Source organism: Clostridium oceanicum (assembly GCF_039521385.1).
Taxonomy (GTDB): Bacteria; Bacillota; Clostridia; order Clostridiales; family Clostridiaceae; genus Clostridium_F; species Clostridium_F oceanicum.
In genome coordinates this window covers 395,690-413,565 of the sequence record NZ_BAAACG010000006.1, presented here as the reverse complement: position 1 = coordinate 413,565, position 17,876 = coordinate 395,690, and the positions used below count along the sequence as shown (strand labels likewise).

At 27.7% G+C, this 17,876-nt stretch carries 10 protein-coding genes; 3 read left to right on the top strand and 7 right to left on the bottom strand.

Translation table 11 applies throughout. From position 1 onward, the window contains the following. Positions 1-72: 72 nt before the first annotated feature. The 3 genes from ABDZ71_RS05405 to ABDZ71_RS05395 form a co-directional block, all read right to left on the bottom strand. Entirely contained in the window at positions 73-2,028 is a 1,956-nt protein-coding gene (locus tag ABDZ71_RS05405) for an AIPR family protein (RefSeq protein WP_343759596.1), read from the bottom strand. A 391-nt stretch (positions 2,029-2,419) separates the two neighbouring features. After that, positions 2,420-4,534: a cellulose binding domain-containing protein gene (locus tag ABDZ71_RS05400; RefSeq protein WP_343759594.1), complete on the bottom strand. Its 2,115-nt coding sequence runs from the start codon at positions 4,532-4,534 to the stop codon at positions 2,420-2,422. A 125-nt stretch (positions 4,535-4,659) separates the two neighbouring features. Further along, on the bottom strand, positions 4,660-5,862 hold the full coding sequence (locus tag ABDZ71_RS05395; protein ID WP_343759593.1) for a sensor domain-containing diguanylate cyclase: 1,203 nt from the start codon (positions 5,860-5,862) through the stop codon (positions 4,660-4,662). A gap of 264 nt (positions 5,863-6,126) precedes the next feature. Here ABDZ71_RS05395 and ABDZ71_RS05390 point away from each other — a divergent pair, with 264 nt between their 5' ends. Next, positions 6,127-8,103 carry a WG repeat-containing protein gene (locus ABDZ71_RS05390; protein WP_343759591.1) on the top strand — a complete coding sequence of 659 codons (1,977 nt, stop codon included), beginning with the start codon at positions 6,127-6,129 and terminating at the stop codon, positions 8,101-8,103. A 390-nt stretch (positions 8,104-8,493) separates the two neighbouring features. On the opposite strand, the gene grdA is transcribed toward ABDZ71_RS05390, so the two are convergent. The 4 genes from grdA to ABDZ71_RS05370 form a co-directional block, all read right to left on the bottom strand. After that, complete coding sequence (gene grdA, locus ABDZ71_RS05385; protein WP_343759590.1) at positions 8,494-8,973, bottom strand: glycine/sarcosine/betaine reductase complex selenoprotein A; 480 nt, start codon at positions 8,971-8,973, stop codon at positions 8,494-8,496. Between the two features lie 116 nt (positions 8,974-9,089). After that, a complete protein-coding gene (locus ABDZ71_RS05380) occupies positions 9,090-10,583 on the bottom strand; it encodes a glycine betaine uptake BCCT transporter (RefSeq protein WP_343759588.1) in 1,494 nt (497 codons plus the stop codon). A gap of 75 nt (positions 10,584-10,658) precedes the next feature. After that, a complete protein-coding gene (grdH, locus tag ABDZ71_RS05375; protein WP_343759585.1) occupies positions 10,659-11,972 on the bottom strand; it encodes a betaine reductase selenoprotein B in 1,314 nt (437 codons plus the stop codon). 15 nt (positions 11,973-11,987) lie between these two features. After that, on the bottom strand, positions 11,988-13,316 hold the full coding sequence (locus tag ABDZ71_RS05370) for a glycine/sarcosine/betaine reductase component B subunit (RefSeq protein WP_343759583.1): 1,329 nt from the start codon (positions 13,314-13,316) through the stop codon (positions 11,988-11,990). Between the two features lie 729 nt (positions 13,317-14,045). Between ABDZ71_RS05370 and ABDZ71_RS05365 the strand changes: the two genes are divergently transcribed. Both ABDZ71_RS05365 and ABDZ71_RS05360 read left to right on the top strand, forming a co-directional pair. Then, complete coding sequence (locus ABDZ71_RS05365; RefSeq protein ID WP_343759581.1) at positions 14,046-16,664, top strand: indoleacetate decarboxylase; 2,619 nt, start codon at positions 14,046-14,048, stop codon at positions 16,662-16,664. A 130-nt stretch (positions 16,665-16,794) separates the two neighbouring features. After that, complete coding sequence (locus ABDZ71_RS05360; RefSeq protein WP_343759579.1) at positions 16,795-17,721, top strand: indoleacetate decarboxylase activase; 927 nt, start codon at positions 16,795-16,797, stop codon at positions 17,719-17,721. Positions 17,722-17,876: the final 155 nt, after the last annotated feature.

The window sequence follows — 17,876 nt, the reverse complement described above, 5'->3', positions numbered from 1 at the left end:
ATATATTTAAAATAAAAGAGTGACAAGTTGTTTCAAATTTATCACTCTTTTATTTAAGTTTAGTTTTAATAATTAATTTAACTTAAGTTCAAATATTTCATTAAATTCCTTGTTTTCATCTATATCTAATTGTTCAAACAACTCTTTAATTCCATCAAAAGTTTTAGTTCTTAAATAAAAAGTATTTAGTGATATATTTTCTTTTTCGCTTACTTTATCATATGTAGGAACTAATAATTTATCTAAGCAATCTGAAAGCCATGGAGTAACTATCTTTTTATCTATAAATTCTTTATCAGAAAATAGTTCATGTTTTATTATTATATCTTCATATAAGCATTCATCTAATATTAATTTAAATATAGCTATCAAAAAATACTTACCTTGTGTTAAAGGATAATATCTTTTTATTTTCTCATGAAGTATTCTCTTTTTTTCTTCATAAATTTCATAATCATTGAATTTATTTTTAAAGACAGATTTAAATACTCTAGAACTTTGTATTAACCCTTGAAGTTTATCAAAGTTTTTACTATTATCTAATACATTTATCATCTTTAATATTTTATTATAATTTTTCGTTTCTTCCTCTATTATAGAAAATATATTATAAGCTAAAATCATCTGTTTAACTTTATTGTTTGTAATAGCATTTGCAGAATTTCCAAAAAGGCTTGTATATATTTCAGTGCTATTAAGTATATATTTAGCTCCTACCTCTTTTGCAGATGGCTCTCCAAGATATGCCCTATAAAGACTACAAAGCTTTTCTATATTTATTTTTTCACTTCCATACTTAAAATCAGATAACTTTTTACCAAGTATAATATGCTTTTCTTTTTTTATATAGGTTCTTTCACCTCTTTTTATTTCATAAAAATATCCATACTCAGCAAATTTTCTTTGAAGTTTTATTTGCTCTGAAGTATTTGAATAAAAATCTCTTATTTTTACAGCATTTTGAGAGTTATTATACCTTATCACATTCATAGCAAAATCCGAATCATGCTTGTCCGATTGAATTAATCTAAATAAAACTCTTAAGCTTTTAAATTCATTTAATGCTTTTTCTTCTGCTTTATCCTTATCTTTTAGTTCTCTTTTAAGTTTATTTACTGTATCTTTATAAGCTCCATAAATAGATTCTACAGTTTGAGCACCATTAATAATCTGTGGATAATCTACCTTAATGGAATTATTGTTTTCTTTGTATCTATAAGCTTTACAGTTTATAGTTATACCATTGTTATAAAAATAAAAGTTACTTTTATTAGTTAAAGCTGTTTGCTTTATATTTTTATTTATCTTATTAGTTCCAAGACTAAATCTAACATTTTTTTCAAATAGTTTATATTTATAATTTGATCTAAGTTTTATTAACTGTTCACCGGTTATTATAGATATTATAGTATGATATCTTCCTATCTTTTCATCTATAATATCAGGATTTATTTTATAATTTAACTTTATATCAAAGGTTTCTGGTGTTGTAAAATCTAACTTAGAATTATATTCTTCTAATTGTTCTTTTATTTCTTTTATTCCAAAATAATAAAAGTCTGTATTCTCGTTTTGATAAGAATTTATTATTTCTCTATTTTCTCTAGGTAAATAACCTAAATGAAAAAAATAAAATCTTGGTCTATAGCCTTTATTTTTAGCAGTAATATATTCTGCAGCTATATCTTTTACTTTTTCATTTTTATGATTATTTATATATTCATTGTTTTCTAGTTTATGGGGAATATCATAAAAATAAGAGAGCCATTCTTTTTTACAAGGTTTAATTTTTTTAGAACTTAAAGCTGCCTTACATTGAACAAATATAATTTCTTGCATCTCATCATCAATAAAAAATCCATCTATAGATTCATCATTTTGTTGTAATCCTCCAATTGCATTAAAAAGCTCATCTTCTGATAAGTTAAAAAATATTTTCATTACCCAATAAGGAAAACGTTCTGTTATTTCATCACCATGTTCTATGCTTTCTTGCCTTATTATTTTAAAAAGTTCTTTATCTGTCATTTTATCTCCCCTATGTAAGTTTTCTTTAGGCATATTAAAATAAATAATAAGTGAAAGACATTTATTTTTTTAATCTACCTTAAATACATTATATCGTAAATTGATTTCAGTTTATAGTACATATAACTTTAGTTATTCTTTTTCATCTCTAAACTATTTATTTTTATAGTTTAATCTTAAAAATTTTATTTTTTAATAAAGATGAATAATAAGTAAAAGATTGAACTAAACCATATAAAAATAAATAACAGTTCAAAGATGGGACGATATTTTATGAAATAAAACACCTTAGAATCCACTAATAGTTTTACTATTAGTGGATTCTAAGGAAGATATAATTAAAAAAATAAACTAACATATTAACTTATTTATTTTTTTAATATGCTTTAATTTATTCTTTTCTATGAAGTGGAAACAGTGTCTCTTTATAATTTTCAAAGCCTAAGGATTTTGCAATTGCACTTGCCATAGTTTGACTATCCATTTCCTTTGTTTTTCTGTATAAATCCCAAAGCATCATTCCACCTAAATTATTTTCATTAATATAATCTCCTACTTCTTCTATCTTATCTATTGTCCATTTACCAGTACTAAAGTCTTCTGGTGGCACCATAACTCCCATAGCTACACTTCCTTTAAAATAATAGCTATAAGCTTCTGTAGCTTCTAATGGGTTAAATTCTGGGCCTGCATTATATCCTTGAACATTTATTATATCTAATTTATTTGATGCTCTACTTATAACATCAAGCATCATACCAGTACTGTCTAATGAAGCTGGTGGTGAATCTTTAAATTTACCCTGTCCATAAGCTCCTACACTAAGTGGCGCTGCTGAAATTATATATGGTCTTTTAAGTTCTCTTCTTATTTTTTCTATTAATGAAACATATTCATTATCAGTCTTACAATAAATAACTCCATATTTATCTGGTTTACAGCCCCACTCTCTATTAGGTTCATAATCTATATCTACACCATCTAAATTAAAATCTTTAACAAACCTTGCTATATCTTTTTCATTGAATCCCTTCCAATTAACATAAGTAGCTCCACCTACAGATAGTAGCACATTAGTTTCTGGATTCTTTTTCTTTAGATATATAATGGCTTCTTTTAAAACAGTTGCATCATAGGGAAATTCTAAACCAGTTTTTGATATATCGTAATCTCCATTGTATATCATATCCGGTTTTGCAAATGCTAATATAACTCTATTTACATAAGAAGGCAAGTTAGCTAAATCTGTTAAGTCACCACTACTTACCCAATGTTCCTTCCATGAAGGAAAATATCCACAAAATATATTTTCATTAGATTCTAATTCTTCATAAGAAACACTAACCTTTTTATTTTCATTGGCCTTTACTATAACAGTTTTAGGTTTTATACTAGGTTTATATATATATATTCCATCTTTAAAACTATTAGCTTCTATATTATATTCTCTACCTGATTCAACTTTAAATTTATATTTATCTCCCCAATATATTTGTTTTGTAATACTTGCTATTCTAACTTTAGGCTTAAAAATAGATTGATCAAAGGATGGTTTTTCTACAGTAACTTCTACAAATCCATATTCTATTACTGGACTTTTATTATTTAACTTGAAGTTATCCGGCTTTTCATTAACACCTGAAAAACTAGCTGTAAATCCTATACTAACTACCCCTCCCGGTTTTATCTCTTTATTATAATCATCATTGTTTATTGTAACCTTTTTCTCTTCTTGAGTATAAATTCCGTTCCAAAGTGAAGTTATCTTTTGATCCCCTTTAAAATCAAACTGAAGCTTCCATGGAGTAATTACTAAATCTCCTGTATTTTCTATAATTATTTTACCAGTAAATCCAGAATCCCATTCTGACTCTATACTATACTTGACATCAAAATTTATATTTTCATCTATAGGTTTTTTTTCATATTCTATAAATACTTTTTTTACTATAGACTTTTCTATCATTATCTTTTCTTCACTTACAAAAGGCTTGTATATATAATTTTCATCCTTATAAACCTTTGATTTTATAGCATATTCATGTCCATCTATTAATTGAAAGTTTATTTTTTCCCCAAAGTTTAGTTTAGTTTTAATATTATCTATTGTTACTTCAGGAACAAAAATTTCTTCATTAAAAGATGGTTTTTTAACAACTATTTCTAGAAAACCAAAATCTAGTATAGGTCTTTTACCATTTAAGGTGAAATCTGTTGGTTTTTCATTAATTCCGAAAGTATTTGCACAAAATCCTATATGAATAGATTCTCCTGGACTTATTTTTTTATTATAATTAGCATTTTCTATAACTACTTCTTTTCCTCTTTGAGTAAAACTACCATTCCAAAGGGCAATTATTTCTTGTTTATTTTTAAAATGGAATTTTAATTTCCATGGAGCTATAACTTCCTCAGATGTATTTTTTATAGTTATTTCACCTATAAATCCATACTCCCATTGTGATGCAACATAGTATACAACATCAAAGTTTCTAGTTTTAATCATATTTTACATGCTCCTTCACAAAATTAAATGTACATAACTTACCTTTATAAAAATACTTCTATAATAATATATGAGCATGTAAATTTAAATGATACCTAAAAATTAATTTTAATAAAGACTTTATATTATTTATTCTTTTTGCTTTTTTTATTTGCATACATGTTTTTATCTGCTCTTTTAATTAATTCCTCTACATTTTCTCCATCTCTAGGTGCAATACTCATTCCTATACTAAACTCCATATTTATAATAATATTTTTCTCAATACAAACTGGTGAATCAAAAGATTTTATCATTCTCTCCATTACATTTTTAACATTATCTATATTTTTTATATCTTTTAATAGTATAGTAAATTCATCTCCACCTATTCTAGCAATTAAATCATCTTTTCTAAGTACACTTTTCACCCTTTTTGAAGCCTCACATAATAATTTATCCCCTATCCCATGACCATAGGTATCATTAGTATACTTAAAATTATCTAAATCTAAAAACATAACTACTAAATTTCCATTATATTTTTTAATTTTTTCTAGTTCTTTTTTTAATTCCATATTGAAAAAATTTCTATTAGGTAAATCTGTAAGAGAATCAAAATAAGCTAAATATTTAAATTTTTTCTCCTTTATCTTTTTTTCAGTAATATCAATTATATAAGTTACAATATGGGACTTGTTCCCTACCTTTAAAATTTTAGTTATCTCCTCTGCAAAAAACTTTGTTTTATCCTTTTTTATATAAAGTCTTTCAGTAATTGTATTTAAAGGGAAAAAGCTATTATAACCTTCTATAGCTTTGTCAATTAAATCTTTGACATTCATATTAATTATTTCATCCAGTTTATATTGAAATGTATCACATCCTGTACTATTACAATAAAGTATGCTTCCATCTAATTCTCTTATAATAATGGTCTCTAAGGATTTATCTACTATATATTCATATTTAAGTTGATTATTTTTATAAAAAGTTACATCATCTACAGTAATAAGCACATGTTTTTTATCACCTATAAATATTTTTAATCTTCCCCACTTCTGGGTTTTATTAAAATACCATTCAAAATCATATTCTTTATTAGTAGATTTTATATTTTTAGAAATTTTATCTATTAAATCTACCTTATATTTTTCACATATACCTATGTAGTTATCTTTATTTTCTATTATTCCAGTTATTTTTTTAAATTCTTTATTACAACTTAATATATGTATATCTTCAATTACTTGAAAAAAATTCGTTATAATCTCACAGTAACAATAAGATTTTTCAAATTTTTCTATAACTGATTGATTTAAATTATTTATTTTTCCACCGTGTTTCATACTTATCACTCCAAAGTTTTAAATTTTCCTTATCATATACTATTATAAGAATGTAGGAAAAAAATTTATACTTATATTGTAACTTTTTATAAAATTTATTAAATATTTCTCATTTTTACAATAAATATATTAAAATATCCATAATAAAATAAAAATATAGTTCAATATTATTAGTACTTCCAAATAGAAGCCTATAATATGTAACGTAATGTTTATTAACCTAATAATATAGTTATATGAATAATTTTAGAGGAAGGTTATTATATGTGGAATCCAAATTTCCCAGTACAATTAGTTAAAAATTTCATTCCTTTAGATGCTAAATTAATCATAATGAATGATCCTTACAGACACTTTGCTATCTACTTTATAGATTTTGATTGTGATGGTATATTAGAAATTGTTTCCTATTATACACTGAAAGAAAAAAAATATGTTATGGTGTTAAAAAACTTATATGGTATATGGTATAAAATAGCAGACTATGATTTAAAAAATAAGTTCTGTAGCAGATCTACTCCTCCTAAAAAAATAAAACTTTATCCTGCAAGCATAAAAACTAAAGAGGGTTCAAAATGGGGTTTTATAGACGATAACGGTAATTTTATTATTAAACCTCAATATGATTTTGCCTATGATTTTCAAGAAAATGGATTGGCTATTGTAAGTAAAGATGACCTAGTTGGAATTATAGACACTAGTGGTAATTATATTGTTCCAATAAAATATGGAAGTATAGAACAATTTTCTGACGGAAGATCTATTGTAACTTATAAAGATACCTATAAAGTTATAGACGAAACTGGAAAAATAGTTACAAAAAATCCTCATTATACTTTTATACAAAATTATAAAGATGAAAGAGCCTTATTTACAAAAAAAGATACCAATCATAGAAAAGAAGTCTGTGGGTATTTAGATAGAGAAGGAAATGAAGTAATACCTGCTAAATATGAAGACGGAACTAGTTTTAATAGTGGTAAAGCAATAGTTAAAATTCATGATAATAATTATTCTCTTATAAATAAAGAAGGAAAAATTTTAAACTCATACAGCTATTTTTATGTAGGTGAACCTAGGGAAGGTCTTTTACAATTTAAAAAAAGTGCTGATAGTAAGTACGGATATATAGATGAAAGTGGAAAAATCATAATAAATCCAATATTTTATATGGCATTCCCATTTTTAAATGGTAGAGCTGTTGTATGTACATCTGAAAATTTTGCAGATGGATATGGCCTTATAGATAAAATGGGAAGATATGTTATACCTCCTAAATTTAATAATATGAATCAGTTAGGAGAAAATCGAGTTTCAGTTGGTATGGCTTTAAATACTAATAAACCGCGTATTAATTTAAAATATAGTATTGCAGATATAAATGGAAACTTTTTAACTAATTTTAAATTTAATGATATTTTTAGATATAATAAAGGTTTCGCTTGTGCATCTGATGGTAAGAAGACCTTTTTTGTAAATAAAAAAGGTAATATTTCAAAGACCCTTCCTATAGTAAAGGGTATTGGTATCTTATCTTTTATAGGTGATTTAGTTAGTTCCCTTATGGATACCAGAACATCTTATTATGATAAAAATGGTAAACTAGTATGGAAACAAAATAACATAATAAAACTAAATAATATGTTCTCAATTAAAGAAGACAAATTTAAACCAACTAATAATTATTTTGTATATATTCCTCAAGTTGAAGGAATGGAAAATAAACTTACCCAAAAAAGAGTAAATACAAAACTATTTAATTTATCTAATTTCTATCCTAAATCATTTGATAAGAATGTAAAATCAACATATAGTGGCGATTTTGAAGTAAAGTTTTTTAAAAAAGATTTATTAGTATTAAATTTATATGGGTATGAATTTCCTCTTGGGGCAGCTCATGGAATGCCAAATAAAACCTATCCTCACATAAACTTAGTTACAGGAGAATTTTATAAACTTAAAGATCTATTTAAAAAGGATAGCGATTATGTAAAAATACTAAGTTCCCTTATAAAATATCAAATAAAAAATGAACCTCAATATAGCTGTATATTCCCCCATAGTTATAAAGGAATATCTAAAGATCAACCTTTTTATTTAGATGACAATAATTTATATATTTATTTTACTCCTTATGAAATAGCACCCTATTCAGCAGGATTCCCAACTTTTAAAATACCTTACGAAGAAATAATTTATATAATAAATACCAAAGGTAGCTTATGGACATCATTTCACTAAAAATAATTTATTAATACTTTTTAATACTAGCCTTTAATATTTTCATCAATAATTTATTACTACTACCTATTTTAGGCACATTCAAATAAATAACTAGTCAGTATGCTAGTTTATTTTGTGAACTACTTCTTCCTTAGAACCTACTAATAGCATAACTATTAGTAGAACCCAAGTCATTGTATTTCACAAAATATCCGTCGCATCTTTGACCTGTTATTTATTTTCATATGCCTTATATAATCTAAAACAGCCTTATAAAAGTTATACTTATCTTTTATAAGGCTGAAAATATATTTAAACTATATAACTTATAACATCACAAAAAAAATAACATTATCTAATCTATATCCATTAATTCTATACTCATTAATAACTTATTATATTTTTATGCTAATCCTTAAATTTGCAAAATTCTTCTCTTATATCAGTCATTTCTTCTATGATTTCATCAACATCTAAAACCATTTCCATCATACCTATTTGTTCATCGTATACTTCTTCATCTACTTCTTCTTTAAATTCTGGTTCTACTGCATGATATGCCCTTAATCCTAAAGCTACATTTGATAAAGGTCCAGCAAATGTTGGATCTCCATTTGAAACAGTTTCAGCTGCAAGTCCTGATGCTTCACCTTCTGCTGCACCTAAAACTACAACTATATTTTCTGCTCCATATTTATCAGTTAATGCTTTTACTCTTTTTTGATTTTCCAAATCCATTGCACCAGCGGCAGTTCAGACAAAACACTCAGTTGATGAAAATACAACTTCTGATTCTGTTTTTTCTAAACATTTTTCTATAGCAGGTCCTGGTATACCGTCTCTGTCTCCAATAATTATTACTTTTCTTCCTTCTTTAAATAAACTCATAATTATTTCCTTCCTCCATTTATTATAGTTAATTTATCTATGTTATATCTTTAATAGCAAACATACTAACTAGTTATTTATTTCAATACGTCTAATATAAAAAATTTTATAGATATCTATATTTTTTCTTTTCCTAATGCTTTAACTAAAGCCAGACAACCAAATATCATTATAAATATAAAAGGGAACGCTGCAGCTACAGATATAATCTGCAGACTCTTAAGTCCTCCACTCATTAAAAGAACTATTGCAAGTAATGCTTGAATTATTCCCCATAAAATCTTTCTAGAATTTTTAGGATTCAAATCTCCATTTGAGGTAAACATAGCAAGAACAAATGTTGCTGAATTTGCTGATGTTATAAAAAACGTACATAACAATATTATAGTTATTATAGAAATTATTGTAGCTAAAGGATAGTTTTTAACTACTGAAAATAATGCAGTATCTGAAACTGATGCTATTTTCTTAAGAGCTGGAAAAGCTATTTTTTCTTTTAAATTTATTCCAAGTGTACCAAAAGATGCAAACCATACATATGAAGCTATAGAAGGTGCCACCATAACACCTAAAACAAATTCTCTTATAGTTCTACCTCTTGATATTCTTGCTATAAATGTTCCAACAAATGGAGCCCAAGCAATCCACCATGCCCAATAGAAAATTCTCCAACTAGCAATCCATGTGTTATCTCCAAAAGCTTCTATTTTTAAACTATCCTTTACAAAATCCCCTATATAAAATCCTAGTCCATTAGTTAAAGAATTAAATATTTTTAATGTAGGTCCTATTAATATAACTAACATTAATAAAACAAATGCTAAAATCAAATTAATATCTGATAATAACTTGATACCTTTTTCAATACCTGAAACTGCAGTCCATATAAATATTACCGTAACAACACTTATTATTATTAATTGAACTAATGTAGTTTTAGGCACATTAAATAACATGTTAAATCCACTATTTATTTGAAGAGTTCCAAGTCCTAAAGAAGTTGCAACTCCTGCAACTGTAGCAAATACTGCAAACCCATCAATTACTTTACCTAAAGTTCCTTTTGCTCTTTTCTCACCTATAAGAGGTATAAAAATGCTACTTATAAGACCTGGTCTTTTTTTTCTAAATTGGAAATATGCAAGAGCTAGCCCAATTATGCTATAACTTGCCCAAGGATGAAAACCCCAATGAGTAAAAGAAGTTTTCATTGCAAAATTAGCAGCTTCTACACTTCCTGGTTTAAGTCCATAAGGTGGACTAGTAAAATGATAAAGTGGTTCTGCAACTCCCCAAAATACTAAACCTATGCCCATTCCTGCACCAAATAGCATTCCAAACCATGAAGATGTTTTATATTCTGGTTTTGAATCATCTGGCCCAAGCTTTATTTTTCCATATTTACTAAATGCTAATATTAATGCAAATAATACAAAGAAAAACATTGCCATAAGGTATAACCAGCCAAAATTTCCTGTTAGAAATCCATAAACAGAATTACTAACATCTGAAAAATTACCGGGAGCAAATAATCCCCATAAAACTATTGAAAAAACTACTATTAAAGATCCTATAAAAACTTTATTATCTTCTATCTTTTTTTCATTCATTAAAACAGCTCCTTCATATTTATCTAAAACACTGGCTTAAAAAACCAGTGTTTTAGATCTAATAAATTATATTTATTAGATTTTAACATCAAATACTGTTTGTTCTTCAATGTCAGTAGTTAAAGCATCTAATGCTACTCCTACTCTATGGTATCTTAATTTCCATTGCTCCTCTTTTGGATCTTTTGGATTTCCAAGTGGATATGGTATAGATATTGTTGGTACCATTTTATTTGCTCCAACAGTTTTAGCAACTGGTATTAAGTTACACATTTGAACTACTGGAAATCCTGCTCTTTCTATTTCTTTTACCATTGTTGCACCGCAACGAGTACAAGTTCCTCATGTAGAAGTTAATACAACTCCATCTACTTTAGCTTCTTTTAAATATTCTACTATTTCTTTTGCCATTCTAGAGGCTTCTGCTTCTGTTGTTCCTGTTCCTACTGTTGAATAGAAATATTCATGTACTTTCCCTATTTTGCCTTCTTTTTCATATGCTCTTAAAGCATCTAAAGGTACTATAACATCTGGATCTGCATCTGCTGCAGCTGGGTCAAATCCTGCATGTATAGTTTTATAAACTCCACCTTCTAAATCATCTAAAGCTGATATATCATATCTTCCCCATCTTGTAGCTGAAGCTGATTGAATTCTATCTGGGTTATCTACTGGAACTATTCCACCTGTTGTTACACAAGCTATATTAGCATTACTTAAATCTTTTATTGGCTTTGCAATTTCTACTCTATCTAGTTTTGGAATTGGAAGTTCTGTTTCAAATTCTTTACCCTTTAATTTTTTAATCATCATTTCTACGACTCTATCTGCTGCAGGCTTTTCACTATCAAGCCAAACTTGATGTCTTATTCCTCTTTTAAAAAACCCTTCTTCTTCTGCTGACAATAATTTTTCTCCAGCTAAGATTTTATCTCCAAATTCCGCCATAGGTTTTATATCTTTTCTCATCCTACCAGCATTATTTCCACCTTTAAATATATACATATCCTTTTTAAACATATCTACTCCTGGATTTTCCACATGCATAGAAGTTATAACTGGAACATTGAATTTTTCTTTAACAGCTTTACATATGTTACCACAAGCAACTCCATATCTACCTGCCTGGAATGCAGGTCCTGCAAAAAATATATCAAATTCTATACTTTCTAAAAATCCAAGGATTTTTTCCACTGCTTCATCTTTATTAGATCCCATAAAGTTATCTCCACATATTACTGTATGAGTAACTTCAGCATTTTTAAGTTTTTTATTAAGCTCTGTAGCAGGTCCTACTAAACCTTCCTTTATTTCTGGAGCAAAATCTGCTTTATCTTCTCCTCCAATTTGCCCAAAGAATTGATTTAAATATAGTACTGCTTTTTTCATATAAAATGCACCTCCCTAAAATTCTTTCATTGTCTTAGGTGACCATCCTACTACTTGGTCTCCACAAAACATTGCATTGTTTTCCATTATTATTGAACCATCTTCTTTAACTGATGAACCTAATATTTCATCATCTGCCCAACCTCCAGATAAGCCATCTCTTGCTAAAGATTGAAGTTCTCCTATAACAGTTTTCATAGGAGGAAGTTTTATAAGTTCAGAAACATTTCCACAAGAAACTATTGCATCTGCTTTTTCATCTAATGTAACTAATGGTTGAGATTGACCATCTCTTCCTGTACATTCATTAGTTATTCCTACGGTTTTAACTCCAATATCTTCTAAAGCTACTATACATTCTATAAAATCCGCATCTGGATTTCCATATCCTTCTTCTGCAACTATTGCACCATCTGCTCCAAGAGATTTTGCCATTTGAGCTACAAATAAAGCTGCACGTTTTTTCTGTTCTAATGCAACATTTAAGTTTGACATTATAACTCCTAAAAAATTAATGGTTTTTCCATGTTCTCTATATAATTTTTTTATTGTTGGATTATTTTGAAAGTCATATGTTGACCATTTTGAAGAACAAGGCATGAAACTTCCTGAAATAACAGCACCATCTAAAACTTCATTTGGATGCATAAAAGTTGGAACCATATGGTTTGCATCCCAACCATAAACTAAATCGTTATATCCCATTTCTTCCATTTGAGATTGTGGTTGCATTACTAATACTACTGATGGTAAATCTGAAACTTCTTTATTTCTTTTTGTAATTTCATCTAATTCATACTTTTCCACTTCTTCTGGCTTTAAATCTTTAACACAAGTTGCTATATATTCAGCAAGTTTGTGTCCTGCCATTCTTAATGCTCTATTTTTCTTTTGTTGTTCACGCTTTTCAAAATCCTCATCAGTATCTGCAACAAGTACTATATTCTTTAATTTTGAAAAATAAGTATATTTTGCACCTTCTCCTGACATATCTATAAGACCATCTTGGAATCCACCCCAGTGTTTGCCTACTACTAAAACACTACAGCCTTTTAATGCATGAGTGATTCCATTACCAGCAGGAGCTACTTTCCCAGTATATCCTGGAAATATTGTTTCTCCACTCTCTACTTTAACTCTAGGTTCAATAGCTTCTTTAACAGGAACAAGTCTAACTTCATCTCCTGGTTTTACTATTAATAGGTCTGCATCTGTTATATGCTCATCTTCCTTAACAAAATTTAATGCTTCTTCTTTATTTATAGTTAAAATTCCATCATTATAAGACGTAGTTTCTCCAAACTGGATATCTTTCACAAAAAAATTTCCAATTTTCAAATCCATATTCTACACCCCTTTTTTTATATTTTTGCCCTATAAAATATATAACAAATTAAAAACATCTCATATATTTTGTAAAATACAATAACTTTATTTCTCTTAATAGTTTTGCTATTAGTAGGTTCTAATAGAGAAGTAATTTTTAAAATAGACTAGCATACTGGTTTTTTTAATATGTTTAGTAGATTAAAAGAAAAAGCTAGTTTACAAAATAGGCTGACAGACTAATTAGTTATATATTAACCATGGCTAAATTTGTAAATAAATAAAACATAATATTTTATTACTAATTTTAAGTGTCCCTCTTATTTGCTAAATTTATTCTGTATAAATACTTTTAAATAATTAAAAAATTCCTTTTAAATTAATATAAATATTTAAATTAAAACCTGGATTTCATATGTAAATATTTTATAAATTGTAAATTAATGTTACAATATCTTTGTATTTATATTTCATTATGCCTTTATCTAAGTTACAGTAAATTTAAAATCCATAAATAATAATTTTTGTATTAATCTAATACAAACCACTATCAATAATTTGTTTTAGGCATATTAAAATAAGTAGTAATTCAAAGATGGGACGAATATTTTGTAAAATACAATGACTTAGGTTCTACTAATAGTTTTGCTATTAATAGGCTCTAAGGAAAAAGTAGTTTGCAAAATAGATTAGGATACTGACTTATTTATTTTTTAATGTGCCTTATATAAAGAAAGGAGCAACTACATGAAAACCAGCACTTTAGATTTTGAAAATTTAAAAACACCTAAATGGCCTCCTACTGATGAAGAGCTTAAAGAAGATAGCTATATTACAAGGGAAGTAAAAAAAGAACCGACAACTGAAAGAGGAAAGAGAATAAAAAAAGTTTTTTTAGATTCAAGGTGCATGTTAGATCCTGAATTTAGTATTTTATATACAAAAGAATGGAAAGCATCTGAAGGTGAACCTTTACTAATAAGAAGAGCTAGAGCCTATAAATATGCTATTGAAAATATAACTCCTGTAATTTTAAAAGATGAACTTATAACTATGCAAAAAACTAGGTATATGAGAGGAGCACCAGTATATCTACAATACAGCCAAAAATTTTATCCTCATATGATAAAAAATGCAACTGGAGTAGATGATAATATTTATGATGTTGGCATGGGCGGTGGCAGAAAACATAAAGAAGATGATAAATTTATCCAAATGGGTATATTTAGTATGGATAAAGAAGATATAAAACCACTAAAAGAATGCTGCAAATACTGGGAAGGAAAATGTATAGAAGATGAAGCCAATAAGTTTTTAAAAGATACTATGCCAGAATATGAAGATTTATCTAATGCTTTTAAATCAGTATTATATCCTCCAAGCCTTGTATCTATTATGGAAGGACGCTTTGTTCCTGCCTACGATATAGTTGTAAATAAAGGTCTAAATTCTGTTATTAAAGATTGCACAAAAAAAATAAAAAATACTCTTCCAACTACTAGAGAAGTATCTGAAAAAATAATGTTTTGGAGAGCTACTATATTAGTTTGTGAAGGTGTTATAAACTGGGCTGATAACTATTCAAAAAAAGCTTTAAAATTGGCTGAAAAAGAAGAAGATGCAAAAAGAAAAATTGAACTTTTAAAAATGGCTAAAGCCTTAAAATGGGTTCCTAAAAATCCTGCAAGAACCTTTTGTGAAGGCCTGCAAGCTGCATGGATAGCCCATATTGCAGTAGCATTAGATGGTCCTATAGTAGGACTTTCTCCTGGAAGATGGGGACAATTATTATATCCATTATACAAAAAAGATATTAAAATAAAACGTATTACTAGAGAAAAAGTAGTTGAACTTATGGAACTTATGAGAATCAAATTTTCAAGTGAAGAATATGTATCTCCTAGAAGCTGGGAAGCCTTAGCATCTGGTAACTTATTTCAACACATGGTAGTTGGTGGCGTTGATAAACATGGAAAATGCTGTGACAACGAGCTGGAAGAAATTATTCTTGAAGCTGGTACAAGCATGCAAACTACCCAACCTACTTTAGGAATTATGGTAAATTCTAAAACTAGCAATAAACTACTTATAAAAGCCGCTGAATGTACCAAAACTGGTGCTGGATATCCTGCTTGGTTTAATAATGAAAAATCTATTGAACATTTACTTCAAAATCATAGAGAAGAAGGCATAACTATCGAAGATGCTAGAGATGTAGCCATTGGTGGATGTGTTGAACTTCAAATGGAAGGTACTTGCCATGGAATTTGTCATCCTGGATTTTTCAATGAAGTTAAATGCCTTGAAATAGTTTTAAATGATGGAGTTGATCCTAGAACGGGAATACGACTATTTGAGCCTTTAGGTGAATTTGAAACTTTTGATGAATTAAAAAAAGCATGGTTTTACGTAGAAGAAAAGTTTTTAAGGATATATATGCACTACTGGAATTATGTAATGGCAGTTCACAGAGAAATAAATCCTCTTATTATGGCTTCTGTATTAGTTAAAGATTGTGTATCTAAAGGAAAGCCTTTAGATTCTAATGGAGCACGTTACAATAAAAGTGTAACTTTACTAAACTCTGGTATGGTGAATGTAGCAAATAGTCTCTCTGCAATCAAGAAACTAGTTTTTGAAGATAGATCTTATACTCTAACGGAAATAAAAACTGCAATGTCAGAAAATTTCGGCTTTGAACGTGCTGATAAGATAGGAAACTTTTCAATGTTAGAACAAAAAAGAATATATTCTAAATATAAAAAGCTTCATAAAAATCTTTTAGATGCACCTAAATTTGGTAACAACATAGATTATGTTGATGATATATTTGTTGAATTATGGAATCATTTTAACAACACTTGTCTTTCAGAAACTACCTATTTAGGACTTAATTGGCTTCCAGCTGCTTTATCAATATCAGCCCACGGTCCTTTTGGACGAGTATGTGGAGCAACTCCTGATGGAAGACTTGCTGGAGTTAGTTTAACTGATGGCATATTATCAGCTACTCCTGGAACTGATGTAAATGGTCCAATTGCTTTATTAAGTTCTGGTGTAAAATTAGATTCTGTTAAAATGAGAAGTGTTCAACTAAACATGAAAATACATCCTAATGCTATAAAAAAACTTGAGGGATCTTATAAATTAATAGACTTAGTTAAAACATACTTTGAACAAGGTGGATATCATATTCAATTTAATATTGTTGATTCTTTAATGCTCCGTGATGCACAAAAACACCCAGAAAAATATCGCGATTTAATTGTTCGTGTAGCTGGATTTAGTGCTTATTGGGTAGAACTTGGAAAACCAATACAAGATGAAATCATTGCTCGTACAGAATATGGATCCACAGGATTTTAAAAAAACATAATCCTATTTAGATTATAAAAGCATATATTCCTAGGAAAACTTCTAACTTCTCTAATAAATCCTAATTTGTTTTCTTAGGATATATGATAATATTAATACTTAAAATAAAGGGTGAATAATATTGATAAACTATGAAAAAGAAGGTATGGTTTTTGACGTTCAAAGTTTTTCCCTCCATGATGGACCTGGTATAAGAACTATTATATTTTTAAAAGGCTGCCCACTTAAATGCTTATGGTGTGCTAATCCTGAAGGTCAAAATCCACTTAAAGAAATTCGTTATCATAAAACAAAATGCACTGAATGTTTAGATTGTATAAAATCCTGCCCTAAAGATGCAATTAGATCAGATTATGATTCAAAAGGGAAATTAATAATAAAATTTGATAAACATAAATGTATAAACTGTGTTAATTTAAACTGCAAAGATGCCTGTTTTGATGATGCATTAAAAGTTACAGGAAAATCTATGACAGTAGATGAAATTATAAAAATAATTAAAAGAGATATGCCTTATTATAGAAATAAGGGCGGCATAACACTCTCTGGAGGAGACCCCACTTATCAACATGAGTTTGCACTAGAAATTCTTAAAGCCTGCAAAGAAGAATACATTCATACTACAATAGAAAGCGCTATGTTTTTAAAACCTAGTATTGTAAAAGAATTTATCAATCTTACAGATTTATTTTTAATAGATATAAAACATATGAACTCTACAAGACATAAAGACCTTACAGGAGTTCCTAACAATTTAATCCTTGAAAACATTAGCACTATATCTAAAAATAAGCCTGTTGTCATAAGAGTTCCAATAATTCCTGGGTTAAATGATGATGATGAAAATATAAAGGAAACAGCAAAATTTTCTTTGGAAAATAAAATCGAAAGGATAAATATTTTACCTTATCATAAATTAGGACAAGGAAAGTATGAACAATTAGGAATGAAATATAAAATTCCTAACATTGAACCTCCTTCTCTTAATAAAATGAATCATATTAAAGATATAATAGAATCTATTGGAATTACTTGTGTTATTGGTTAATATAAAGTCTATGATTTATAATAATATCACTATAAATCATAGACTTTAGGCATATGAAAATAAATAACAGGTCCGTATACTAGTTATTTATTTGAATGTGCCTTACTTTTTTGTTAAAATTTTACTTTAAATTTATTAAACTCAAGTTACATTAA

Bases quoted from the DNA above. Each gene is read 5' to 3' on its own strand.
- ABDZ71_RS05365 (WP_343759581.1), top strand. From the start codon at position 14,046: ATGAAAACCAGCACTTTAGATTTTGAAAATTTAAAAACACCTAAATGG.
- ABDZ71_RS05370 (WP_343759583.1), bottom strand. From the start codon at position 13,316: ATGGATTTGAAAATTGGAAATTTTTTTGTGAAAGATATCCAGTTTGGA.
- ABDZ71_RS05400 (WP_343759594.1), bottom strand. From the start codon at position 4,534: ATGATTAAAACTAGAAACTTTGATGTTGTATACTATGTTGCATCACAA.
- ABDZ71_RS05405 (WP_343759596.1), bottom strand. From the start codon at position 2,028: ATGACAGATAAAGAACTTTTTAAAATAATAAGGCAAGAAAGCATAGAA.
- ABDZ71_RS05390 (WP_343759591.1), top strand. From the start codon at position 6,127: ATGTGGAATCCAAATTTCCCAGTACAATTAGTTAAAAATTTCATTCCT.
- ABDZ71_RS05380 (WP_343759588.1), bottom strand. From the start codon at position 10,583: ATGAATGAAAAAAAGATAGAAGATAATAAAGTTTTTATAGGATCTTTA.
- ABDZ71_RS05395 (WP_343759593.1), bottom strand. From the start codon at position 5,862: ATGAAACACGGTGGAAAAATAAATAATTTAAATCAATCAGTTATAGAA.